The organism is Spirosoma fluminis, from assembly GCF_054778895.1.
In genome coordinates this window covers 203,163-229,411 of sequence record NZ_BAAGZD010000003.1, presented here as the reverse complement: position 1 = coordinate 229,411, position 26,249 = coordinate 203,163, and the positions used below count along the sequence as shown (strand labels likewise).

16 protein-coding genes are annotated in these 26,249 nt (G+C 54.2%); 13 read left to right on the top strand and 3 right to left on the bottom strand.

Annotated features, from left to right (window positions below):
- Positions 1-118: 118 nt before the first annotated feature.
- From ACYVBJ_RS02920 to ACYVBJ_RS02890, 7 genes are all read left to right on the top strand, one after another.
- On the top strand, positions 119-11,041 hold the full coding sequence (locus ACYVBJ_RS02920) for an SdrD B-like domain-containing protein (protein ID WP_460980806.1): 10,923 nt from the start codon (positions 119-121) through the stop codon (positions 11,039-11,041).
- Positions 11,042-11,046: 5 nt separating this feature from the next.
- A complete protein-coding gene (locus ACYVBJ_RS02915; protein ID WP_460980805.1) occupies positions 11,047-12,027 on the top strand; it encodes a PorP/SprF family type IX secretion system membrane protein in 981 nt (326 codons plus the stop codon).
- 101 nt (positions 12,028-12,128) lie between these two features.
- Positions 12,129-14,498: an OmpA family protein gene (locus ACYVBJ_RS02910; protein ID WP_460980804.1), complete on the top strand. Its 2,370-nt coding sequence runs from the start codon at positions 12,129-12,131 to the stop codon at positions 14,496-14,498.
- Between the two features lie 113 nt (positions 14,499-14,611).
- A complete protein-coding gene (locus ACYVBJ_RS02905; RefSeq protein WP_460980803.1) occupies positions 14,612-15,523 on the top strand; it encodes a PorP/SprF family type IX secretion system membrane protein in 912 nt (303 codons plus the stop codon).
- Positions 15,524-15,648: 125 nt separating this feature from the next.
- On the top strand, positions 15,649-16,761 hold the full coding sequence (locus tag ACYVBJ_RS02900; protein ID WP_460980802.1) for an AAA family ATPase: 1,113 nt from the start codon (positions 15,649-15,651) through the stop codon (positions 16,759-16,761).
- Positions 16,762-16,917: 156 nt separating this feature from the next.
- On the top strand, positions 16,918-17,472 hold the full coding sequence (locus tag ACYVBJ_RS02895) for a Crp/Fnr family transcriptional regulator (RefSeq protein WP_460980801.1): 555 nt from the start codon (positions 16,918-16,920) through the stop codon (positions 17,470-17,472).
- Between the two features lie 76 nt (positions 17,473-17,548).
- Entirely contained in the window at positions 17,549-17,983 is a 435-nt protein-coding gene (locus ACYVBJ_RS02890; protein ID WP_460980800.1) for an ester cyclase, read from the top strand.
- 78 nt (positions 17,984-18,061) lie between these two features.
- On the opposite strand, the gene ACYVBJ_RS02885 is transcribed toward ACYVBJ_RS02890, so the two are convergent.
- Together ACYVBJ_RS02885 and ACYVBJ_RS02880 are read right to left on the bottom strand one after the other, a co-directional pair.
- Positions 18,062-18,574 carry a thioredoxin family protein gene (locus tag ACYVBJ_RS02885; RefSeq protein WP_460980799.1) on the bottom strand — a complete coding sequence of 171 codons (513 nt, stop codon included), beginning with the start codon at positions 18,572-18,574 and terminating at the stop codon, positions 18,062-18,064.
- 47 nt (positions 18,575-18,621) lie between these two features.
- Positions 18,622-19,131: a low affinity iron permease family protein gene (locus ACYVBJ_RS02880; RefSeq protein WP_460980798.1), complete on the bottom strand. Its 510-nt coding sequence runs from the start codon at positions 19,129-19,131 to the stop codon at positions 18,622-18,624.
- 367 nt (positions 19,132-19,498) lie between these two features.
- Here ACYVBJ_RS02880 and ACYVBJ_RS02875 point away from each other — a divergent pair, with 367 nt between their 5' ends.
- From ACYVBJ_RS02875 to ACYVBJ_RS02865, 3 genes are read left to right on the top strand one after another with little or no spacing between them, the layout of a single operon-like run.
- Positions 19,499-21,349, top strand: coding sequence for an ABC transporter ATP-binding protein (locus ACYVBJ_RS02875; RefSeq protein ID WP_460980797.1), 1,851 nt, complete (start codon positions 19,499-19,501; stop codon positions 21,347-21,349).
- 53 nt (positions 21,350-21,402) lie between these two features.
- Complete coding sequence (locus ACYVBJ_RS02870) at positions 21,403-21,657, top strand: type II toxin-antitoxin system Phd/YefM family antitoxin (protein WP_460980796.1); 255 nt, start codon at positions 21,403-21,405, stop codon at positions 21,655-21,657.
- Between the two features lie 2 nt (positions 21,658-21,659).
- Entirely contained in the window at positions 21,660-21,929 is a 270-nt protein-coding gene (locus ACYVBJ_RS02865) for a Txe/YoeB family addiction module toxin (protein ID WP_460980795.1), read from the top strand.
- A 2-nt stretch (positions 21,930-21,931) separates the two neighbouring features.
- On the opposite strand, the gene ACYVBJ_RS02860 is transcribed toward ACYVBJ_RS02865, so the two are convergent.
- Positions 21,932-22,099: a hypothetical protein gene (locus ACYVBJ_RS02860; RefSeq protein WP_460980794.1), complete on the bottom strand. Its 168-nt coding sequence runs from the start codon at positions 22,097-22,099 to the stop codon at positions 21,932-21,934.
- Between the two features lie 144 nt (positions 22,100-22,243).
- On the opposite strand from ACYVBJ_RS02860, the gene ACYVBJ_RS02855 reads away from it, so the two are divergent.
- From ACYVBJ_RS02855 to ACYVBJ_RS02845, 3 genes are all read left to right on the top strand, one after another.
- Positions 22,244-22,855, top strand: coding sequence for a hypothetical protein (locus ACYVBJ_RS02855; protein WP_460980793.1), 612 nt, complete (start codon positions 22,244-22,246; stop codon positions 22,853-22,855).
- A 19-nt stretch (positions 22,856-22,874) separates the two neighbouring features.
- Positions 22,875-24,116 (top strand): OmpA family protein, encoded by a 1,242-nt coding sequence (locus ACYVBJ_RS02850; protein WP_460980792.1) that lies wholly within the window; start codon positions 22,875-22,877, stop codon positions 24,114-24,116.
- 550 nt (positions 24,117-24,666) lie between these two features.
- The gene (locus ACYVBJ_RS02845; RefSeq protein ID WP_460980791.1) at positions 24,667-26,238 is read left to right on the top strand and encodes a site-specific DNA-methyltransferase; all 1,572 of its coding nucleotides are present in this window, start codon (positions 24,667-24,669) and stop codon (positions 26,236-26,238) included.
- The last annotated feature ends 11 nt before the right edge of the window (positions 26,239-26,249 follow it).

The following is a 26,249-nucleotide window of genomic DNA, read 5'->3' as shown; positions in this document are numbered from 1 at the left end:
AAAAGTACCCATTTCGCCAAATTCTGTAAACCGTGATTCGTCATGGGTTTACGAATTTGAATAATTGTATAGTCAGCGAAGGGAATTGCTAGTACGATCGTTCCAAATCAAGTTGCAGATGGAAGTAACTTCTACGCTACGAAAAACTCATGTTGAGCCTGTAGTTCGCCCGCCTTTCCGCCCGGAAAGCGACCGGCAAGCTGCCCGCCTGACGTCGATAACCCGCCTGATCAGCCAGGTCGTTTATTTCCTGATGCGCCTGAGTCGCAGGAACGCTTTACCCGTGCCGGTAGCGAATTTATCCATAACGAGCCGCTTCGCTTCAAGGCGGCCAACTGGCTTTGTCCGTAGCGGAAATCATACGGCCAGGAGTCCCGTCGAATCGGTTGGCGAACCGCCCGACATCCCCGACCCCGGGCCACCTACCGTATCGATTCATGATAGCCAAAAGACAGTAATTCCTTTCGTGCACAATACAATGAATGAGCAACTTATACTACGCAAATCACTCGACGATGCTCCTCCCCGGAAGCTGTTAGATACGGGTAGAGGGCTAACGTCCGTAACCGGAGAGCCCTACTCGGTGAGCAGCTTAGGTAGGCTGCTGTCCTCATTTACAGGCCTGGCTTACAACCTGACAGCGCCTGTTCTGAACGGCGTCTATATTTTAGTCGCTGTACTGGCGTTTGGGCTGATTTCGTCAACCGCTCGAGGGCAGGCACCAGCGACCATTAACCTCAGCGTTAATAAATCGATTAGCAATCAAAGTCCAGCTATTGGTGATATTATTACGTATACCGTTGTTGTAACCAACGCGCCAGGGTCGGCCACCGCCACGAACGTAGTCGTGCGGGATGAGCTGCCCGCTGGTGGAGTGAGTTATATTGCGGGTTCGGCTACGTTCGTACGCGGCAACGGTACGTTTTCCCCGGTTACCTCCACATCGGCAATTACCGCAACCATGTCGATCAGCTCGATAGCGCCGGGTGATTCGGCGGTTCTGGTATTGGGAGCCATCGTGTTGCAACGCGGGGTCTGGTTCAATACAGCTGAGGTTATAGCCGCCGATCAAACCGATACAAACTCGTCGCCGAACAACGGCAGTCTGGCGGAGGATGATTACGACGCGGTCTGCTTTTCAGTACCGATTTTCTGGTATGCGGGAGAGGAGTTCACAGTAACGATCCCATCAGGGTATGATCAGGTGGTCTGGTACCGAAACGAGGTACCCATTAGCACATCAGCAGTGTCGACGAGTCTGGCCGAAGTTGGTACAGACTTATCGCTGGTTATTAAAAGTCCGGGCGTCTACCGATTCGATACGTATCGGAATGGGTGCCTGTCGGGCAATTGCTGTAACATTGTCATCGTTCAGGGGCCTTTCGGCAGCCTGGGTGATTACGTGTTTGTGGATACTAACCGAAATGGTCGCCAGGATGACGGGCCGACCGGTCTGGATGGCGTTACGGTATACTTATATGACGGGACCGGTACTACCCGGCTCGATTCTACCATTACCTCGGGTGGCGGACGGTATTTGTTCGACAGCCTGGCCGACGGCAATTACGTGGTTCGCTTTGTGACACCGGCTGGTTACCAGTCCACCTCGGCCAATGTTGGCGGAGCAGGCGATGACCTTGACAGTGATGCGGGTCCCAACGGATTTACCGGCGTTTACACCATAGATACAAGTCAGCCCGAATCCAGCACCGCACGGAATAATACGACCGTGGATGCTGGCTTCTACGTGCCGGGTGCTACGTTGGGCGATCGTGTTTTTGTGGATGCCAACCGCGATGGTCAGCAGGGACCACCGGCTACTGAACCGGGTATTCCGGACGTAGTCGTAACCCTAATCAGTAATGGCAACGTAGTAGCCTCGACCGTCACGGACGCGTCGGGTCTGTATTCGTTCACGGGCCTGACGCCGGGCGTACCGTACTCGGTCAGCTTTGCCACACCTGCGGGTTATAGCGCTACGCAGGCGAACATCGGCAACGACGCGTCGGACTCTGATCCGATAGGCGGCATAACCGCTCCGGTGTCGTTGACCGACGGCGAAAACAACACGACCATTGACGCAGGCTTCTATCTACCGACTGCTACGCTCGGTGACCGTGTCTTTGTCGACGCCAACCGCGATGGTCAGCAAGGGCCAATCGAGACGGAACCGGGCATTCCGAACGTAGTGGTGACCCTGATCAGCAACGGCAACGTAGTGGCTTCGACCGTCACGAACGCATCGGGCCTGTACTCGTTCACGGGCCTGACGCCGGGTGTACCGTATTCGGTCAGCTTCACGACACCTGCGGGCTACACGGCTACGCAGGGCAACCTGGGCGATGACGCGTCGGACTCTGACCCGGTAAACGGGATTACGGCACCGGTAACCCTGACGGCAGGCGAGAATAATCTGACCATCGATGCTGGTTTCTACGGACCTCCCACAACGCCTGAAATCCAGATCTCCATTGTCGATCCGGCAGTTTGCGATCCGGCAACGAATATATACACCAACTCAGGGGTTGTGTCGTTGACCAACACACCCGGTGGTATCCTGACGCTTACCGATAATGGAGTGCTGATTGCTTCGTTCACGATAACGGCCGGGCAAACGTCGGTTCCATTCAGCGCCACCGGTCAAAGCGGAACAGCTCCGACCTCACGTACCATCGTCGCGACAATCAACACGTTAACCGTCAGCACAGTCTATGCTGTACCTGCGTCGTGTACGGTTTGCTCGCCGATTGCGGTTACGCCCGCTACACTGGCACTTGGCAATGTAGGGAAAGCCTACAGCCAGACCTTAACGGCCAGTGGTGGTAGTGGACCGTATGCGTATGCCGTGCTGGGGGGGGCATTACCCGCTGGCCTGAGCCTGAACAACGTAACGGGCGTATTAAGCGGTACGCCAACGACCGCTGCAGTATCTGCCTTTACGGTGGTTGTTACCGACAGCCGCTCGTGTTCGGGCGTAACGCCGGTTAGCCTGACGGTGAACACATCCTGCCCGACTGACTTCAGCATAACCGTACCGAATGACTTTACCATCTGCAATGGTGAAACCGGTACACTGGTGGCAAGCAGTCCGGTACCCGGTGCGAAAATCTGCTGGTACCTGACGCCTTATGCGGGTACGGCCTTCGCTATCGTCAACAATGGCCAGGCCGTTCCGGTCAACCCAACCAGTACAACGGTGTACTACGTTGAAGTGACCACGGCGGATAGCTGCGCCAGTGCCCGTGTACCGGTGGTGGTGACAGTAACGACGGTGCCAACGCCGATATGCCTGGGTAACATTCGAAATACCTGTCCGGCTACGACCGTTGATCTGACTCAAGTTCAAATCGAAAATCAGACGACCGGTCTGATCTACGAATGGTACACCAGCCTGACTCGTACACCGCAAACGCGCGTCACGAACCTGACCACTGTCGGTGCGGGTACGTACTACCTGTTTGCAAGAAATGGCAACTGCTACAGCAACCCAACGGTACTGACGGTTGAGATTGTGAACTGCAACTGCCAGAACGTAGCGCAGGTAAATGTTGGGCCAGGTAGAGCGATCTGTGCGGGTGAGGTAATTCCGCTGGTCGCAACTGTATCCGGCACAAGTCTGGTAACGGGCGTTACGTGGACCTCAAACGGTTCGGGTACATTCAGTAACCCCAATAGCCTGACAACTACCTATACACCGTCGCCAGCCGACATCGCCAGTGGTTCCGTACTCTTAACGGCAACGACCAACGATCCTGATGGTCCGGGTGGTGTATGCAGCGCAGCGACAAGCTCGCTGATTGCGAATATTAACCCACGTCCTGATGCACCGGTCGGTGTCGCCTGCGACGATACACTCGTTTGCCAGGGCAGCAATACCAAACTGATTGGGTTTGCACCAGGCAACCGAATCAACTGGTACGATCAGGACAACAACCTGGTAGGCACGACCCCAAGCGGTGGTAAGCTGGTTATTACGCTGGCAAAAGCCGGTGCGGTTGTGTACACTGCCGAAGCCATTAGCGACGAAGGCTGCGTGAGTCCAACCCGTTCGTCGCTGACCATAACGGTTGGTACGTGCCTGGCCGATCTGGCAATTGTCAAAACTGTCGTTACGCCTGGTCCGTATAGTATAGGTCAGAAAGTAACGTATTCGCTGACTGTGTCCAATAAAGGCAAGATAGCTGCAAGCAATGTCACGGTAAACGACCTGCTGCCGGCTTCACTGGCCTATGTCAGCTCGACACCGGGCGGTGAGTACAATGCCGGGTCGGGTATCTGGACCGTCGGGTCGCTGGGCGTTGGCTCCAACCGCAGCCTGCTCATCGAAGCAACCATCGCAGCGGCCGGTCCGATCCGGAACACGGCTATTGTGAACAGCCCGGATAAGGACCCGAATTTTGCGCTGGACGATACGTCGTCGGTGGTGATCCAGACCAATACCTGCGCACTACTGCCGCCACAGATCACCTGCGCGGTTACGGAAATCTGTCAGGGTGGATCAACCACACTACAGGCCGTTGGCTGTGAAGGTGGTACTGTCAGATGGTCGGATGGACAAACGGGTCTGACGGTAAGCGTGAGCCCGACAGTCACCACGACCTACTCCGCCAGCTGCGTAGTGGTCAACTGCACGAGTGTAGCCTCTAACCCGATTACGGTAAACGTGCTCAACCCGCAGACGCCGGTTATTACGGCCAGCGCCAGCGCCGTCTGCCCGGGTTCTTCGGTGACCCTGACGGCCTCGGGCTGCGTAGGCGGCACGATCGAATGGTCGGATAAAGCACAGACCGGCGCATCGATTGTTGTGACTCCGTACACGAAGACAACCTACACGGCGCAGTGCCGCATCGCGGGTTGCCTGAGCAAGCCAGCCACGAAAACAATCGACATCTCTCCGGAGCTGCCAACACCAACGATTGTATGCAGCACCACGGGAGTCTGCCCAGGCGAAACGGTAACCCTGACGGTTGAAAACTGCCTCGGTACGCCAGTCTGGAACAGCACCACCGCCACCACGGGCAGCATCGTTGTTACGCCGACCGTCGGCAACAACAGTTACTCCGTGTACTGCACGAACGGCAGCTGCGTCAGCAAACCGTCGCCAACCTACACGATCGCGGTCACACCGGTTGTAGCACCAACGATCGTGGCCAGTGCCGATTCGGTTTGCGCGAAAGGCTTAGTCTCGCTGACGGCTACCGGCTGTACGGGTACGGTGGTCTGGAACGCGGTTGATACGTACGGTAATAACCTGACCGGATCGGTTATCAAGGTGAACCCGGATGCGAGCATCAGCTACTACGCACAGTGCAAGTACCGGACCTGCCTGAGCGAACCGTCGAACGCCGTCGACATCACGGTTGTAACGCCACAGACGCCGATCATCCGGATCGAGCCGAACAAGGCGGTAATATGCAGTGGTGAGAAAGTAAGACTGATTGCCGAGGGCTGTTCGGGAACGGTGCAGTGGTACGGCATCAACCGGGTCGGAGCGAGCATCGAAATTCTGCCAACGGAAACGACCGAGTACTACGCAACCTGTAAGCAGGGTAGCTGCGAAAGCGAACCGTCGCTGAAAGTTCGTATCACCGTCAATAAGTCGTCGGCACCGTCGCCAACGGTGACGGCGTCAACCACGACACTTTGCAATGGTGGAGTAGTATCGTTAACCGCCAGCGGCTGCACCGGTACGATCCTGTGGTCGGATGGTCAGACAGGCCAGGTGGTTTCGGTAACGGCAACGCCAACCAACAACGAGTTCTACGCAGTCTGCAAAGTCGGTGATGCCTGCGCTACCGGTAAGTCGAACGTGATTAAAGTGAACGTAACGTCTGTACCCGCGCCGACGGTAACCTGCAGCACCGGCAACATCTGTCCGGGCGAAACGGTGACACTGACCGTCAACAATTGTCAGGGCACTCCGTACTGGAGCACGAACGAAACCACGACGACCATTGTGGTGTCGCCAACGGTAACGACTTCGTACACCGTCTACTGTCAGAACGGCGTATGTAAGAGCGAAACCTCGCCGACCTACACCATTACGGTAACGCCGGTACCAGCGCCAACGATTGTGGCTTCGGCCACCGCCGTAGAGCCGGGTGGTACCATTACCTTAACGGCAACGGGTTGCATCGGTGATGTAGTCTGGTCGGCGAACGACATCAACGGCAACAACCAGGGCACGTCGATCGTGGTGCGGCCGGTGGGTACGCAGACGTACTACGCACAGTGCAAATACCGCATCTGTCTGAGCGATCCGTCGAATACCATCACGGTGAACCCAGGCGACTGCACGGTGAAACCAGGCACGCTGACACCGGTTACGCCGACGGTATGTGCCACGTCGAACACGCCAGCGGTACTGACCGCAACGCCAGCCGGTGGTCTGGTACAGCCTGATGGCTACTCGGTACTGTATGTATTGACGAAAGGAGCAGAGCTGGTCGTTCAGCAAACGAGCGCTACGCCAAGCTTCACGGTTGCGTCTGGAAGCGGAAACTACACAATCCATACGCTGGTCTACAACGCGAACCCAGCCGACAAAAATTACCTTGACCTGTCGGCGGTTAAACCGGGTATAACGACTGGCAGCGACGTAATCAAGCTGATTACGGATCGGAACGTCTGTGCGGCTCTCGATCTGGCCGGTGCCAAAATAGGCGTACGTTCTGTACAGCCGCCGGTGCTGCACACCGCGTCGCTGACCGTATGCTACGGGGCTACGGTGACACTGGAAGCTACCGGCTGCGAAGGGGGCGTGGTGAACTGGTCGGATGGCTCAGTTGGGCAGTCGATTCAGAAAACGGCCCTGAGCGACATCTGGCTGATGGCGACCTGCACCATCGACGGCTGTACCAGCGGTATGTCGAACACCATCGACGTTATCCTGGGTACGCCGGGCATCCCGACGATCGTGACCAGCAAACCTGTTGTTTGCACGGGTGAAACCGCTACGCTGGTGGCTACTGGCTGCACGGGTGGTACGTACATCTGGTCGGATGGGGTAACGGTAGGCAATACGCTGACGGTGAACCCAACGGCCGATGTAAGCTACCGTGTACGCTGCAAGGTTGGTTCCTGCGAGGGCGAATGGTCGCCATACAGCACCATCAAGGTAGGTTCGCCGGGTGCGCCGACCATTTCGATTGCCGGACCTGCGGACGTAACCAGCACCACGGCCTGCTTCGGTGCGCCAGTTACGCTGGTTGCCAAAGGCTGTCCTGCTAATGCCTACGTTACCTGGTCGAATGATCTGGTTGGCAGCACGATCACAGTCTCGCTGGCCAACAGCGTAACCTACACCGCCCGCTGCTGCGTGTCGAATAGCTGTAAGAGCGAACCATCGAACCCAGTGACCATCACGGTACTGCCGAAGGTTTCGTCTCCGACCACCGTCGATCGCACCAACACGTGTCCGTTCAATACAGTAGACCTGGCAACGGGTGTAACCAGCGCGGTCAGCACGGTGGGTGGCGTGTTCGAATACTACACGAGTGCATCGCTGAGCCCAGAATCACGGGTTGCCAGTCCGGCTGCGGTTGGCTCGGGTACGTATTACGTAGTCGAAAGAACGGTGAACGGATGCTACGGATTACCGGCTGTAATGCACGTGTTCATCAGCACCTGCGACGAGCAGGCACCTTGCAACCCGGTTAATCCGGCCAAAGCAAGTGCCGGGGCCGATGCCAGCATCTGTACCACGAAAACGTATCAGCTGAATGGGGTCATGGGTGGCGCGGGTAAAACCGCTCACTGGACCACCAGCGGCAGCGGTACGTTCGATAATCCATACGCACTCAACGCCGTCTACACCGCGAGTGCCGAAGATGTGCTGTCGGGCAAGGTCACGCTGACGCTTTCGGTAAGCACGAACAACGCAAGCTGCCCGGTTGCCAAAGACGATATGCTGCTGACGATTGAAGGCAGCAAGTCAGTACCAACCGTGAAGGTGATCGGTGCGGTCAGCTTCTGCTACGGCGATTCGGTCCGGCTGGAAGCCCCCGCCGGTGCTACGTACCTGTGGAGTAACCAGGCAACCACGCAGAGCATCGTGGTGAAGAACAGCGGAGCCTACAGCGTTCAGTTGTTCGATCCGAAAGGATGCAGCTCGGTTAAATCGGAAGACGTAGTCGTTACGGTCGGCGATCCGGGTGCTACGCCACTCGTGTCGAACCTGCGGAATGACTGCCCGGCTCAGATCGTTAACCTGACCTCGGCCTTATCGGCAACAACGGCAGGCAGTACGTATGAGTACCGGATTGGTAGCTCGGCGTCGTCGCAGGTGGTGATGCGCCCCGATTCGGTAGGCGCGGGTACATACTACGTATTTGCCCGGAACGGTGCAGGCTGTCTGAGCGCCCCCTCTAAGGTGGTGGTGAACATCTTCAACTGCACGGCCGATTCGCTAACTACGGATGTCAGCATTGCCAAGACCGCCAGCGCCAGCGTTGTGAAACACGGAGAACCCGTTGTGTACACCATCCAGGTGGCCAACCAGGGCGCGCATACGGCCCGGAACATCGACGTACGTGACGTCTTGCCGCAGGGTCTCGAACTGGTAGCCGATAGCACCCTTAATTACGTAGTGAGCAACGGGGCCATCCATAAACGCATCGATAGCCTGCAGGCGGGTCAGTCGGTATCGTTCTCATTCGCGGCCCGCGTAGTTGCCAAGGGCGAGGTTGTCAACAAAGCCGAGATCACGTATCTCGATCAGCGGGACACCAACCTGGCCAACAATACGTCGAGCGTAAGTGTGAGAGATACATCGGCTTACACGCCGAGCCGGATTGGTATCGCCAAATCGGTGGTGGGTATTCCAACGGCCGAAGGGGATTCAATTATCAAAGTCGCTTACAACTTTATTGTGACGAACTTTGGGGATGACACCCTGCGTAACGTGGGAGTTGTGGATGACCTGGCCTACTTCTTCGTGCCGAATACGGTGTTTGAAACTAAAGTGGCCCTGGGACCAAACACAACCTTCAGGCTGAATCCGAACTTCACCGGAACCGGCGTGAACACGAACATGCTTGACTCCACCACCAGCTATCTGGCCCCCGGCCGCTCGCAGGCGATTCGCCTGGACGTCAGGGTAAGACGGGTGGCGGGTGATACGGCAACGTCGTTCCGGAACCTGGCCTCAGCCTCGGCCGTCAACAGCGTAACATCGGTGTATGACCTGTCGGTTGATGGGGGGGACTCTGATCCCGACAATGACGGTGATCCGACGAATAACTTCAGCTTCTCGACGTTCACGCTCGGCGTTGGTGAACCGGGTGGTCCAGGCATCGGTCTGGCCCTGGCCGTGACGAAGATTGCACCGCAGCCCGACAGCACGTATAACGTAACGTTTAAGGCCACGATCAAGAACTTCGGCGATGTTTATTTGTACGGCATCAGTTTGACCGATAGCTTAGCGAAAGCGTTTGCGTCGCCGGTTTCCTACTCCATGGTGGGTGCGCCGATTGTCGGAGCGGGTAGTAACTTAGCGGTGAATCCGGCTTTCGATGGCAACACCGACGCGAATCTGCTGGCTGGCACCAGTAACCTGGCTCCGAGTGAGCAGGACACTGTAGTATTTACCATGAACGTGAAGCTGAATGGCAACCTGGGTCCATTCTTCTCGACGGCGACGGTGGTTGCTCGTACGGAAGATTCGACACAAACGGTTAGCGACATCTCGAATGCGGGTCTCGATCCAACGCCGTCGGGCGCGGCATCGACTACGGTACGCTTCGATCTGCCGAAAGCCTTGTTAGGGGTTGCCAAGTCGGTGGGTACGCCAACGCGGGTTGAAGAAGGAGTGTATGACATTCCGTACACCATTCAGGTCACGAACCTAGGCTCGGTGCCGCTGAAAAACGTACAGGTTGAAGATAACCTGTCGGAAACCTTCGGTCATGGTGCGCTGATTGTGAACAACCGCATTCCGGTTACAGCCGGTGCTGGCCTGACAGTCGATTCGCTGTACACGGGTCAGGGTCTGATTACCAAGATGCTGGTCGACTCGCTGAGCAACCTGGCCGTTGGAGTCAGCAGCAACCTGACTTTCACCGTCCGCGTCGACGTACGGAATGCCGATTCGCTCACCTTCTACAACGTAGCCCGAGCCACAGCATTGACCCTCGATGGAGAAGCTGTGGAAGATACGTCGACGGCGGGTACGAACAACGACCCCGACTACGACCTCGATCCACGCAACAACAGCGAGCCGACGCCGGTAGCTCTGAACAACCTCTCGACCAGCTCGTACATTGGTCTGGCGATGGCGGTCAGTGATACGGTTCGGAAAGGCGACGGCAGCTACGACGTAACGTATAAGATTGTGGTGAAAAACTACGGTATTGACCCCATGACGCACGTCGCCATCAGCGACTCGCTGTCGAAGGTGTTCAACAGCCAGACCGGAGCCACCTATACTGTGGTCAATGCGCCGATTACGATCTCGACGGGTAGTACGCTGAAGCTGAATCCGGCGTTCAACGGCGGTTCTGATCCGATGCTGGTTCTGGGCGACAGCACCAGTACGCTGGCCGCCGGTCAGACCGATACGATTCAGGTGGTGATCAATGTGGCCTTCGACGGCAGCACGACAACCTTCCTGAACTCGGCGTATGGACAGGCGATCACGAAGACGGGCCGCGTAGAGGACATATCGACGACGGGACTTAACCCCGACCTGAACGGGAACAACAACCCGACCGATGTGAACGAGCGCGAAGCTACGGCCCTGTCGTTGGAGCCAACGTTCTCGGCCGTCTTCATACCGGAAGGCTTCTCGCCAAACGGTGATGGGATTAACGACCTGTTCGTGATTCGCGGGACAACCGGGCTGTCCGTGACGGTTGAAATTTACAACCGCTGGGGTAATCTGGTGTACCAGAACAGCGACTACCGGAATGACTGGGATGGCAAGTCGAACACGGGTGTAAACATAAGCAGCGATGCGGCCGGTGTACCCGACGGAACGTACTACTACGTGATTAAGACCAGTGACGGACGCAAGTTTGTACGATACATGACTATTAACCGATAATACCGATGTCAAATCAGTTTTCAACGAAACATTGGGCAGTCGCGCTGCTGCTGATCCTTGGGATCGGCAGCAGCCCCCTCCGGGCGCAGCAGGACAAGATGTTCTCGCAGTACATGTTCAACATGATGGCCCTCAATCCGGCCTATGCCGGCAGTCGGGATGTGCTGAGCATGTCGGCGCTGTACCGCAACCAGTGGACGGGCCTGCCGGGCAGTCCGCAAACGGCGACCTTCACGATGGATATGCCGCTGAATCAGGAGCGGGTCGGTATCGGGCTACAGTTATACGGGGATAAGTTCGGGGAGATGCAGGAAGCAGGGGCCTTTGCGTCGTATGCCTTTCGCATTAAAGTCGGCACCAAGAGTACGCTATCCCTGGGTTTGCAGGGAGGAGCGTCCAGCTTTCAGTGGAACCTGGCCAACGTGAAAACGAACCCGGATGGCTCTCCGCAGTCCGATCCGGCGTTTGCCAGTAACATCTCCAAGGTGTTGCCAAACTTCGGAACCGGTATCTACCTGAGCAACGACCGCTCGTACCTGGGTATATCCGTCCCCCGGTTGATCAAAAACAAGATTTCGGAGTATGCTTCGGGCGATTACCGGTCCGTGCAGCGTCGGCACGCCTATTTAACCGCGGGTTTTGTGGTCGGTATCAGCCCGGTCGTGAAGATGAAACCGTCGATGCTGGTGAAGTACGCCGAAGGCGCGCCATTGGGATTTGATGCCAACATCAACTTCTGGTTTGCTGATCGGATCGCCATTGGTGCATCGATACGTCGAAATCAGTTCTCAACCTGGAATAACTATTCGACCGATGCGCTTGTCGGTATGCTGGAGGTGCAGCTTACGGACCAGTTCCGCTTTGGCTACGCCTACGACCGGACGATGAACCAGTTGAAGGACATAGCCCCCAGTTCGCACGAGATCATGCTTCGCTACGAATTTGGCTTCGGCAAAAACCGCATTCTGACTCCTCGTTACTTCTAACTTCGGCGCAGTATTTGCTTACGGGAAGGTATGTTCTCCAGAGCGAGAGAATATACCTTTTCTTTTGGGGCCTTTGCCGCGTTTTCCAACCATCAGAGTGTATGACACGTATCGTTTCGCTATTCGGATTTCTCTGGCTGTTCACGAATACCGTACTGGCACAGTCACTTAAACAGGCCGATCGTCAGTTCGATCAACTCGCCTACGCAAAGGCCATTGAACTGTACGAACAGGTGCTGAAAACGCCCACGTCGCTGTCGGAAGCCGAACTGCGGTCCGCAAAAGCCAGACTAGGGTATAGTTATCAGCAGCTGCGGGATATGCCCAATGCCGAACGCGTGTATCGCGACCTGGTCAGTGGAAGCAGTTTACCCCCGGACTATGGGCCCTACTACCTGTATTATGCCCAGTCGCTGGCCAGTAACGGCAAATACCGCGAAGCTCAGGAAGCCTATGATAAATACGGAACCCTGCAGGCGTCGGATAAGCGCGGTCCGGTTTTTTCCAAGCTATACCGGGATGTGAGTAACCTGACACGTAACGCGGGGAGCTATAAGGTCGAGTTCCTGACCATGAATACCCGCAAGGCGGAGTTCAGCCCGATGCTGTATAAAGAAGGCCTGGTGTTTGTTTCCGCCGGTCATGGTGGAAACGGGATCAAGCGGGTATTCAACTGGAACAGTACGTCTTTTCTGGATCTGTACTACGTACCGGAGTTAAAATCGCTGCGGGGCGCGAAGGCATCGTCGCTGGGTGGATCAAAGAGCACCCGCCGTACCCGCACGCAGGTAATTCGCCCGCTCGGCCGCGACGATTATACCGCGCCAACGGCCAATGACACCCGCACGGTTGGCTTCTACGGCGGCACCAACATCAGCCTCGGCTACGAAGATCAGCCCATCGGCGAAGCCGACCGCTTCAGCCAAACCCTCAACACGAAATACCACGAGGGTCCCGCTACGTTCACCAAAGATGGCCGGCGCGTGATCTTCACCCGCAACAACTACAACGAGGGCGAGTACCGCCAGAGTAAAGACGGCGTTAATAAACTCAAACTGTATACCGCTACGCAGACGAACGGCATCTGGGGTAAAGCCGAAGAGTTACCGTTTAACAATGACGAATACTCAAGCGGACACCCGGCGCTGTCGAAGGATGACCAGCTGCTGTACTTTGCTTCAGATCGGCCGGGTGGGTTTGGCGGCACCGATATTTACGTATCCCGCCTGACAAACGGCAAGTGGGGCGAACCGGTGAATCTGGGAAAAGAAGTCAACACGAAAGGGAATGAGCTGTTTCCATTTGTTGATGAAAAAGGAAACCTGTATTTCTCGTCCGATGGTCAGCCCGGATTAGGCGATCTGGATATGTTTTATGCGCAGCTCACCAACGAAGGCAGACAGGCCACGACCGTGCGGAACCTGGGCGAGCCTCTCAACTCACCCAAAGATGATTTTGGTATCGTAACCGATGGCGATCGTAAATCGGGCTATTTCAGCAGCAATCGCAAACGGGGCGGAGCCGACGATGATGTGTACCGATTCACCCGCGAAGGGTCTCTGTATCCGTGTCGTGAGTTGACCGTCAGCGTGTTCGATGCCGATACGAAAGAGCCGCTGGCCAACACGGCCCTTGCCTACGACAATGCCGCCGGATCGAGCCAGAAACAATTGAAAACCGATGCCGATGGCCTGGTTCGCGTTTGCCTGGATGCCGACAGCGAAACTAGTTTCCTGGCCACCCGCGAAGGGTACCTCGACAACAAAGTAGGATTCTCAACCCGGTACATGTCGGACGATGGTCCGTCGCGGCTGGAGATTGCGCTGATGAAGCCAAAAGCCCCCGAAAAACCAGCCACCACAACTCTCCGTGGCCGCGTAACGACCCAGACGGACAAGAAGCCGATTGTGGGCGTAAAAGTGGTGCTTGTCAATGAATGCGACGGTACGTCGCAGGAAACGACAACGGGGGCGGATGGCAGCTACGAATTCACGGTACGTCCGGGCTGCGACTACTCACTCGAAGCCATGAAGGACAACATGGGAACGAGCGGCACCCGGATTGCGAAAGACGGCTCCGGCTCAGCCGACCTGACCATGTTCAAAAAAGGGGATGTGATCAAGATCGACAACATCTATTATGACCTGAACAAGGCAACCATTCGGCCCGATGCCGCCACGGAGCTGGATAAACTGGTCGAGCTGTTGAACAAATACCCAAAAATGACCATTGAAATGCGGTCGCATACCGACAGTCGGGCTACGGCTCAGTACAACAATACGCTGTCGACCAACCGGGCAAAAGCCGCCGTTACGTATCTGAAGTCAAAAGGAATTTCACCTAAACGGATGACTGCCAAAGGGTACGGCGAAAGCGCTTTGCTGAACAAGTGCAAAGACGGGGTGAACTGCCCCGAAGAACAGCACCAGCAGAACCGCCGGACAGAGATTAAAATTCTGAAATTAAGCTAGGGCAAGCGACAGGAATCTGGAATGGCTATTGGTAGAAGGGAATCCGGCTATCGACAGCCATTTTAGGTTTTTAGCGTAAAACGCCCCAATTTGGCTGTTTACTCGTTTGGTATATGGTTAGTTTTCACCCGAAGAAAATCGTTGGGCTCGTCTGCGTTCTTGCGTTGGTCTGTCAGCAGGCACGGGCGCAGCGGGAAGTCCTGTATTCGCAGTATCTGCTCAATCCGTTGAGTATCAACCCCGCCTATGCCGGCAGTCGGGAGTCGTTCCAGTTATCGGCGTTTCTCCGGCGGAAGTGGTTCGGAGTCCGGGCCGCTCCGGTTACGCAGAGCGTATCGGCCGATGGGCCCATTGCGAATGGACGGATAGGGCTGGGTTTTCAGGCGCTCAACGACCGGATGGGGCTGTTTGCCGCAACGGGCGTCTACGGAAGCGTTGCCTATCGGTTTAATCTGCCGGCTCTGGCGAAGCTGTCAGTTGGCGTTCAGGGCGGTGTGAACGTACTGCCTCTGTATGATTTTGCGTCCGCAGCGAGCGTGAACCGGGCCATCGGCAGCTTTGGCGTTGGGATTTATTACCAGTCCGACCGCTTTTTTGGTGGGCTTTCGGCACCTGAGCTGACCGGCCAGACGCTGGACCTGGCGGGGCGGTTCCTGTACAAAAGCGTTCGGCCGATCATGGCGCAGGCGGGTATGAAGTTTCTCGTCGGCGATAATACCGTACTGATTCCCTCGGTGCTTGTTTCCAAGATCACCGACCGGCCTCTGGGAGTTGATCTGAACGTAAGGGCCTGGTTCAATGAACAGGTCGGGTTAGGCGTATCGTACCGGCAGAATAGCCCCGGCCTGATCCAGACGAATTACCTGCAGGCACTGGCGGAATATCAACTGACGAAGGCGATTCGGTTAGGGTATATCTTCAACTCCGACACACCCGAGAGCCCGAACGCGAGGCTGTACTACCAGAAAAGCGTACACGAACTCATGCTGCGCTTCTCGCCCAACAGCCTGAGATTTACGTATTAGCGTAACTACGTCTAAAACGTGAGTTCGTAAGGCCAGAAGTTGCTTGTGCCGAGTCGACCTCACGGTTAGGCGATTTGTCGAATTTTGGGTAACTTGGTCCCCTAGAAACGTAATCCAACGCCCGTTTGAAACCCCACGAAGAGATTTCCAGGGCCGACATGTTTCGCTACCTGACGGCCGACAGTCGTATGCCCAACCAACAAACGATCCAGAATCTATACATTCCCAGCGACCTCGACCGGGAGTTTCCGCTGGCTCCGCACTTTGTCCAGGCCTTTGGCAGCTACCCGAATTATCTGCACTTCAACGACGATTTCAGGCTGTCGGGCCGCGATCTGCTGGACAGCCGGGGGTTCGCACTGATCAATCACTCGGCCCGCGTTGCCGACGAAGGCTGGAGCATTGTGGAACGGATTTACCAGCATGAGGACGGGGTCCTGTTGAAAGCTGAGTTTGTTGGCGAACGGTTCTTTCGGCTGTACGGGTTTTACCGCGACGAGGCTTCGGCCAGGACGTTGCTAACAGGCTTGCAGGAGCATAAATACGTCCACGAAGACAATCAGACGCATATCTATCTCATTCAGAGCGGACTGGGTGGGCTGCATACCGAACGGGTTGAGATTCTGCCTCCCGATATAAATCTCGAACTGCATTATAATGCCGACTTTCCGCCCGTTCACGAGCGGCTGGTAAACCTGCTGGCCCAGCCGAAAAGCAAAGGGCTTATCCTCTTGCATGGTGAGCCCGGAACCGGCAAAACTACGTACATCAAATACCTCAGTTCGCTGGTCAAAAAGGATATGCTCATTTTGCCGCCTTACATGACCAACTACCTGACCTCGCCCGAAATCATTCCGTTTCTGCTCGATAACAAGGACTCGGTATTGATCATTGAGGATGCCGAGCGGATTCTGCAATCGCGCGAAGCCGGTGGCGACACCAACAGCGTCTCGAACATCCTGAACCTGACGGATGGGCTGCTGGCCGACTGCATGCACATTCAGGTAATTGCTACGTTCAACGCCAGCAAACACCTGCTGGATAAGGCCTTATTACGTAAAGGGCGCCTGATGGTCGACTATGCGTTTGGAAAACTGGCCCCCCCAAAAGCCAACGACCTGCTGTCGCACCTCGGCATGGAGTATCGCACGAACGAGGCCATGACGCTGGCCGACATCTTCAATCTGGAAGAACAGACCGTATCGGGTGAGCGGCACGAGATGAAAATGGGGTTTTAACCCGGTAGGTCAGCTATAGTTTTTGTCGATCCGGAAGCCAGTCAGTACCGTTTAGCCAGTCTGATGCAGGAGTTGCGTATGGCTGAAAACCTATGTTGCGAAGCCTTTGCTGCTGGCGTTGCTTAGCCTACTAAGTACTTATACAACAACATTGCCATGCGTGATACACTCAAGAGGTTGACACAACTTGATAACGATACGTGGCCAGTTTTTGACAACGTACTGACTGAATATAAGCTTAATAAAGGAGAGCTTCTCCTACATCCTGGGCAAGTATGCAGGCATATCTTCTTTCTGCAAACGGGACTCTTACGGAGTTTTCATAGCAGGGATGGCGACGAATGGAACGTGGCATTTACTGCCGAAAACTCCTTTGTCACTGATTTGAAAAGTTTACGCGCCGGGCATCCATCCGAACTAACGGTTCAGGCCCTCGAACCCTCACTGGTTTTAGGCATCACTAAAACAGATTTGATCCGGCTTTATCAGGCATCTCATCAGATTGAAGCCTTTGGTCGTAAGTTACTGGAAACACTACTGGAAGAGCAGGAAGAATACGCAACCTGGTTTAAACTGTATTCAGCTAAAGAGCGCTACGATTTGTTCGCCCAAAAACATCCTTCTTTAACCCAGCGAGTTTCATTAAGTCATTTGGCTTCCTTCCTCGGCATTCGACGGGAGACATTGAGCCGGATTCGGCGATTGAGATAGCTTCGTTTTTTGACTTTTGTCACACAGCTTACCTTTACTGCGTGCCTACTTTTGCGTTAGATAAATATTAAATGCGATGGAAGTAGATCAGGTTAAACAGGTAGCCGCCAGGTTCATTGAAGAAGTCTGGAATCAACAACAGTATGACAGATTAGGTGAATATCTTCATCCGGATTATGTCGACCACTCGTTACCAGCAGCCTTACCCCCTGACCGCATCGGTCTAGTGAAATGGATTCAGGCGACCAGCCAGTCGTTTTCCCACCAGACCCTTATCGAAGACCAGGTCACTGAAGGTTACAAGACAATTCTTAAGGTTAAGATGGTAATGACCCATATTGGGGTATGGCGTGGAGTTGATCCTACTGGAGCGCAGGTCAGTACAGGCGGCTACCGGTTTTATCGCTTACAAGACGGTAAAATCATTGAACACTGGGCGGAGATCAACGGTACGGTGCTGGAAAGTCAACTCAAGCAGCAAGCTTCAGAAGGATGCAAAGTGCCCGAGTAATGTAAAACCTGAAAGTACTCTTTGCTTTGCCTGTCTTTCTGTTATCTGGAGTAGGTGCAAAGCTCCCGTATGTCAATACTACCGTCCGTCCACAACTGCCGAGTCGGGCAAGTTTTGCGGGACGGGAATGGGCTCGGCCGAAAGTGCACGTTTGCGTTTCGCCAGCGACCGGCGCATTTTGGGCATGTCCAGCACCATGTCTGCCTGTTTCAGCATCGCATTGATACCTGCATACCCAACCGCCCGGTGAACCACTTCGCCCGCGGGCGTGATGAACAGGGCGGTTGGATAGCTGGAAACGGCGTATGTTTTGGCTAATTGAACGCCTTCTCCCCGTTCAGCGTCTAGCTGATAATTAATGAAATGCCCGTTAAACTTGGCCCCAATCTGTGGATTGGGAAAAGCCTCCCTTGTCATTCGTCGGCACGGCGGACACCAGGTTGTGTAAAAGTCAACGTAGATCGGCTTATGCTGACGACTGGCTTCGGCCTGTACCTGCTGCCACGACCCCATAAAAAATCGAACGCCTGAGGGTTCCTCGGCCCGCATGGCGACCGAAAGCAGACAGAACATAAGGGCAAGACGCTTCATACGCCAAATGTAAACACAAATTACCAATCGCCTGGGCGGTTCTGCGGTTACTGGTCCGTATGTTCGTTTGTCGAAGCGGACTGATGCGTACGGCGTCGGCGTCGATTCTGTAAGTCTTCGGTTTTCTCTTCGTGGATCTCTTCGGCCTCTTCGATCGAGTGCGACTCCACAAAAATGGCCTCTGCTTTTGCTTTCTCGGCCAATCGCCCGAAAAAGTCGTGCAGAACGTGTAACTCAGCTTCGGTCAGGTCTTCTACATTGAGCAGCCGGTTGCTGGCTTTCCGATTGACGGCAATCAGTTCGTTGAGCTTGATCTGCATTGCCAGTGAATCTTTGTTCTGCGCTTTCTGAATCAGAAATACCATCAGGAACGTAATGATGGTCGTGCCGGTGTTGATGATGAGTTGCCAGGTGTCGGAGTAGCCAAAAATGGGTCCGGTGATGAGCCAGACAACAACGGTCAACAGCGCCAGCAGAAATGCGGTTGATGAACCAGTGGCCTGCGTAGCGCGTGACGCAAGTTTCTCGAAGTATTGCGAAAATCTGTTAGATTTCATAAGGTGTACGAATGGATGTATATCTATCCAAAACGCACGATGAGGCTGCTTTGTGAAATTAAATTCGTTTAATCCCTGCTTGTAATCTACATGAAAGAACAGGTGACTTTGCCTCGAAGAGTATGCTAAGATTATGCATTCTGTGTAAGCTAGTCAATTGACATCTGCTGACGCCTGACCAGGCGTCAGCAGATGTCAATTGTTAGCATGGAAGGCAGGTAACCAAACGCCCGTTTCAACAGCGTTGAAACGTGATGAGTTTCGCTTGTTATAGTCAAAAAGTTAGGGGCTGAGCGATGCTATTGATGGGGAGCAGTAAGGCAAGTTCAACTGAACTAATCCCCAGTTGCACTTGTCTTTTACGTGTATGGCAAAACCTGTAACTCCACACGTTAACTCCACTGATACTAAGGAACAAATAAGCTGGCGCGAACGCTTCGCAGCGTTAGGTAACCTGCCCGCTTTTTTTCGACTGGTCTGGGAAACGTCACCCGGTTTATTTCTGGGTAACGCGGCCCTGCGGCTGATTCGGGCCGCCATTCCAGCCGCTACGTTATACATTGGGAAGCTGATCATCGATCAGGTTGTTGACCTCACCAAACACCCCGACAACGGCAGCACCGAATACCTTTGGTGGCTGGTTGCGGCCGAGTTCGGACTGGCAATTTTGTCCACCGGACTCGGGCGGGCCGTAGCCCTGATGGATAGCCTGCTGGGCGATCTGTTCGCGAATCAGACCTCAATCCGCCTGATGGAGCACGCGGCCACGCTCGACCTGGAACAGTTTGAAGACGCTACGTTCTACGACAAACTCGAACGGGCCCGTCGGCAGACAACGGGCCGGACGGTGTTGTTGTCGGGCGTGTTCGGGCAGGTGCAGGAACTCATTTCGGTGGGTTTTCTGGCGGTCGGACTGGCGGTGTATAACCCCTGGCTGTTGCTGCTGATTCTGATCGCCGTAACGCCGTCGTTCATTGGCGACAATTATTTTAATCAGCGCAGCTATTCGCTTTCGCGCTCCTGGACCCCCGAACGCCGTGAGCTGGACTACCTGCGCTACATTGGTGCCAGCGATGAAACGGCCAAAGAGGTTAAAATTTTCGGGCTCTCAGGCTTTCTGATCGATCGGTTTCGCAGCCTCTCGTGGGAGTATTTTACGAAGAACCGGGCGCTGGCCATTAGCCGGGCTGGCTGGGGAACCCTGCTGACGGCACTCGGTACGGCAGGCTACTACGGCGCTTACGTCTGGATTGTGATGCGGGCGGTGAACAGCCAGATTACACTGGGCGACCTGACCTTTCTGGCGGGGTCGTTCCGGCAGGTACGGAGTTCGCTGGAAGGCATTCTGCTTCAGTTCAGCAGTCTGACTCAGGAGGCCATCTATCTGCAGGATTTGTTCGATTACTTCGCCATCAAGCCGCTGATTCACTCGCCCAACACCACCCGTCCGTTTCCGAACCCAATTCGCGAGGGGTTCGTATTCGAGAACGTCGGGTTCAAGTACACCAACTCCGAGCGGTGGGCGTTACGGAACCTGTCGTTTATGTTACAGGCCGGTGAAAAATTAGCGCTGGTGGGCGAAAATGGAGCGGGGAAGACCACCCTCGTTAAGCTCCTGGCCCGGCTGTATGACCCGGCCGAAGGACGTATTTTGCTGGATGGGTATGACCTCCGCGAGTATGATCTGATGGAGCTGCGACGGAACATCGGCGTTATCTTCCAGGATTATACGCGCTTCAAAATGTCGGCGGGAGTGAACATTGCCGTTGGCGATATTGATCAGCGTACCAATCAGCCACGTATCGAAACCTCAGCCCAGCGGAGCCTGGCCGATACGGTTATTGCCAAGCTGGCCGGAGGCTACGACCAGCAGCTGGGTCGTTCGTTCGGCAAAGGCGTTGAACTGTCGGGGGGTGAGTGGCAGAAAGTAGCGCTCGGCCGGGCGTATATGCGCGATGCCCAGCTCATTATCCTCGACGAACCGACCGCGGCCCTCGACGCCCGTGCCGAATATGAGGTGTTCCAGCGGTTTGCGAAACTGACCGAAGGCAAGTCGTCGGTGATTATCTCGCACCGTTTCTCAACGGTACGTATGGCCGACCGGATTCTGGTGCTAGAAAATGGTACGTTGCTCGAAATTGGCTCGCACTATGAGCTATTGGAAAAAGATGGTCGTTACGCTGAACTGTTTGGCTTGCAGGCCAGAGGGTATCAATAGGTTTAAATAATATAAGTACGTAATTCTGTACGTATAAAGATTAAATGTAAAGTATGCAGGTTATAAATTATAGCGAGTTTCGACGTTCGATGAAGGCTAAACTCGATCAGGTTAGCGATGATGGGGATATGGTTATTATTAATCGCAGCGGAAGCAAAAACGTAGTGCTTATCTCGTTGCGGGAATATAATTCCCTGAAAGAAACGCTTCATCTGCTTAGTTCTGAAAGAAATAGAAATCGGCTAATGGATGCTGTTGACCGCTCGAACCGGGGAGAGTATGAGAATCACGGGCTGATTGAAGAATAACAATGAACCTATCGTGGGATAAGGACGCCTGGGAAGACTATATCTATTGCCAGCAAACAGATAAAACGGTTCTTCGACGTATTAACGAGTTGATCAAAGAATGTTTGCGAACACCATTCGAAGGGAGAGGTAAACCAGAGCCGCTTAAGGAAAACCTGAGCGGCTTTTGCCGGGCCGCCGGGCGGTCGCGTCGTATAACGGATGAACATCGTCTCGTCTATCGGGCTGATGCTGAACGGTTGCACATCATCCAGTGCCGTTACCACTATTAGTATTACACTAACGAAATCAGATTACGCACCTCGTTTTGATACGTCATTCCGTCAAGACCGCGCTTTAATTTTCCAACGAACGGTCGTAAGCCTTTACCGCTGGCCTTTTTTTTGGCCAGCAGGGCTTTGATCTCTTCCGCAGTTGCTCCTTTGCGTATTTCGGTGGTCATAGCATTCTACTTTTTACAAAGCTACTGAATGTATGGTTGACATGTGCAGGGAGTGAGAGCCCAAAGCCGTTATAACCATGCTCACTACCGCTTTTTGAGTAGTAGTCGGATTGATTTTCCTTACTGCATAAACGGATACTGACCATGAAAACGCCTGTTCTTGTTGTTGCCTTACAAGGGCTTATTGCCGTTACGTTCGCGCAAACGCCCACCGTACCCTCTGCCGATATCCAGATAAAAACAGCCGTGCTGGCCGCTCCGGCTGACAAACGCGACGGCGCTACCGTATACGGCTACTCGCCAAAGAATGAATTTGTCGTACTCCGTAAAGGAACGAATGAGATGGTGTGTCTGGCCGACGATCCTCGCCAGAAGGGCTTGAACGTATCGTGCTACCACCGCGATCTGGACCCGTTTATGGAACGAGGCCGGGTGCTGAAACAGGAGGGGAAGAAAGCCGACGAAATTCTGAAAATTCGGGAGCAGGAAGTTAAAGACAAGAAGCTGACTATGCCCACTCACCCGTCGACCTTGTACTCGTACACCGCCAAAGACGAAAACGTCAACGCGGCAACCGGTGAGGTGAAAGATGGCTACCTGCGCTACGTCGTCTACATTCCGTATGCCACCGCCGAGAGCACGGGCCTGCCCCTGAAACCCGAAGCGCCGGGTATGCCCTGGATCATGGACCCCGGTACGCACCGCGCCCACATCATGATTAACCCGCCGGTGCCGACGGCGGAAGCGCGCCATTAAAGGCTGTTTAAAAAAGGCGATGCTGACTCTACCGCAGGTGAACGGCCCGTTCCTGTTTCGTTATGGCGGTAGGCTGTTGTTGGCAGCCGTGGTGTATGCGCTGTCTGTCGGTCAGGGTATGGCCCAGAACAAGGAAGTGGACTACTCCCGCACCAGGGCACCGCTGAGTACTGCTAACCCGGTTCTGGTAAAATCTGCGCCGGTGGATTCGGGGCGCAAAGCCGCACCCAGCGTATTGACGATCAAAGCGTTTGCGGTTGATATCCGTAAGCCTCTCGCATCTGCCAGAGTCAGAATTACGTCCGGAAACACGAAAAAGCAGGAGTCGTTTGTCTTGCTGAACGGCCAGCTGGAGTGCCTGTATACCGCCCCCGATGTGTTAACTATTGAGGTCGGCGGAGAGGGCTACACGACCGTTAAGCGGACAATGACGATTGCCATGTCGCCAACGGGTAATCGGTACGAATTCGATGCGCAGCTAGACCCCGCCGGCATCAAGCTGATCGTGTGGGCGGTGGATAGCCGGACCCGGAAGATCATCAATGATGCGCATTTCACGATTTCGGGCAAAGCCGGAAGCGCGACCCTGTTGTTAACGCCCGATTCCACGACGGGCAAGGTGAAAACCGAACTGCCCGGTAAGGGAGTCTATCAGTTGGCTAGTTCGGCGGCTGGCTACGGAAGTTTTATAAAGCCAATCCGGCTGGACAGTGCCGAGAACGAAGCCCAGGTGCTGTTATCTCCGGTAAAATCGCCTACTACTGCCACGGAGGCTCAGGCGCTGCCCGAAGCGGTGGTAAAATCCGTGAAAACGCCGACTGTGGAGACGCCAGCCCCGGCTCCAGCCGTTCGGAGACCGGTTCTGTCAGGCACCATAAAAGTCCCTGTCATTACCAACAAACAGTTCGGCGTAGTGGAGAAGGCGAAGCCGGTTCAGTTGAAGAATCTTTATTTCGACCAGAGTTCTCCGGTGATACGTCCGGAATCGGTTCCTGAACTCGACCAACTGGCGGCTATGCTACAGGAAAACCCGTCGCTGCAGCTCGAAATACGCGGCCACACGGATAATCAGGGCGATTTTGATTTAAACGTAACGCTCTCCCGCGACCGCTGTCAGTCGGTTATCAATTATCTGGTTAGTAAGGGAATTGCCAGGGGCCGCCTGAAAGCTGTTGGGCGCGGCCCCATTGATGCGCTTGTGCCCAACACCAGTGAAGCGAATCGGAAGCAAAACCGACGCGTCGAGTTTGTGGTATTGTGATTGCCGGTGGAAGCCAATAAGGCTGTTTAAGATTTTACTTTGAGTGTGTTTTTGTCATCCCGACGATAGGAGGGATGACAAAAGTCTGCTGTAATTTACGTGAACTGGTTAGGGTGATGTCGGTTATACATCCATATACAATTACATTATTGCAACCAGTTGTTGCTGAATAAACTACTGTCAAAAGTCGCCTACAAGCCCAACATTGCACTTGTTCACAACCGAATGATGGGTTAACTTGCCATTCAGTTTTTATCCTAAAGACATATACCGACAAACCCGAAAAGACAACTTATTCTGACATAAAGATATAGCGTTGCTTACAGTTTCCCCTTCAGGAAAAACCGCCAAATTTTTTAAGCGAGGGGAGGAAACAGTCAAGCAGGACGCGCCCGGACGGGTGCGCCCTCTTGCTGTTTCTGCATTTAACCCTCGCTGGGCGCTTGGCGGTGCCTTCCTGAGATAGAATGTTGAGCAGCGGAGGTTGCGTACCCTGTTTTTTTGCCCTCTCAGCCTCGGGGTTTCATTCAAAAACCGCCGAACGCGTACAATGCCTACCCTGACCTGGATTGGGAAAGAGAAAGTAATTAATCACCACCACGACGTACCGTTTCGGGTACTCGATCAGCAATATGCCGTCGGCGATACGTCTGCCGAGAACAAGATCATCCACGGCGATAACCTCGAAGCGCTCAAAGCCCTGCTGCCGTATTACGAAGGCCGCGTAAAGTGCATTTACATCGACCCGCCCTACAATACCGGCAATGAGAACTGGGTGTATAACGACAACGTGAACGACCCGAAGATCAAAAAGTGGTTAGGCAAGGTCGTTGGTAAAGAAAGTGAAGACCTCAGCCGCCACGATAAGTGGCTGTGCATGATGTATCCCCGCCTTCAACTGCTTTATAAACTGCTGTCACCAGATGGAGCCATTTTCATTTCCATCGACGACAATGAGCAGGCAAGTTTGAAGCTCATGATGGATGAGATTTGGGGAGAGAATAATTTTATTTCTTACGTGGCTTGGCAAAAGATATTCACAGTTAAAAACTCAGCTAAGTATCTGTCCGACATGCATGAATATGTAGTTGTCTATGCTAAAAAAGTGGAACAATGGAAAAGAAATCTGTTACCTCGAAGCGAGGGTCTCGATGAGACATATACGAATCCAGATAATGATCCACGTGGCCCTTGGACAACCAATGCAATACAAGCTAGAAACTACTATAGCTTAGGAAGTTATCTTATAACTGCTCCAACCGGTAAAGAGCATCTGCCACCTAAAGGCACTTATTGGAGAATATCCAAAGAAACGTATCAAAATCTTGAACAAGACAAAAGAATATGGTGGGGCCGTGATGGTCAAAGCATACCAAGAGTAAAGAAGTTTTTGTCCGAAGCCAAACAAGGAGTTGTACCTACTACTTGGTGGACACATAGCGATGCGGGTCAAAATGCGGACGCTAAAGTTGAGCTAAGGAATATATTCGAAGGTAGTGACACTAACCTTTTTAATACTCCTAAACCTAAAAAGCTAATTGAACGCATTCTTCAACTCGCAACCGGCCCCAATGACATCATACTCGATTCCTTTGCTGGCTCCGGTACGACGGCTCATGCGGTTTTGAATCTAAACCAGCAGGACGGCGGAAATCGTCAATTCATTCTGGTGGAGATGGAAGATTATGCCGAAACCATCACGGCGGAGCGGGTCAGGCGCGTTATGAACGGCTATGGCGACAAACCCGGCACGGGTGGAGGATTCAGCTACTACACCCTTGGTGAGCCGGTCTTCACAGAAGATCAACTGCTCAATGACCAAATTCCGACAGACCGAATTCGGGAATACGTCTGGTATACCGAAACCAAAACCACCCTGCCCGTTACGTTCGAAATCACCGATGAAACGGCGCATTTCCTGGGCAAGCACTACGAAACGGCCTACTATTTTTATTATGAACCGGAGGCTTTGACAACGCTCGATTACGATTTTCTGGCCACGATCAGAACCCCGGCCGAACAGTACGTCATTTACGCCGACAACTGCCTGCTCCCCCGCGACTGGCTGCAGCAACGTCGGATTGTGTTCAAAAAGATTCCGAGAGATATTTCCCGATTCTAGCCCACCGCCTT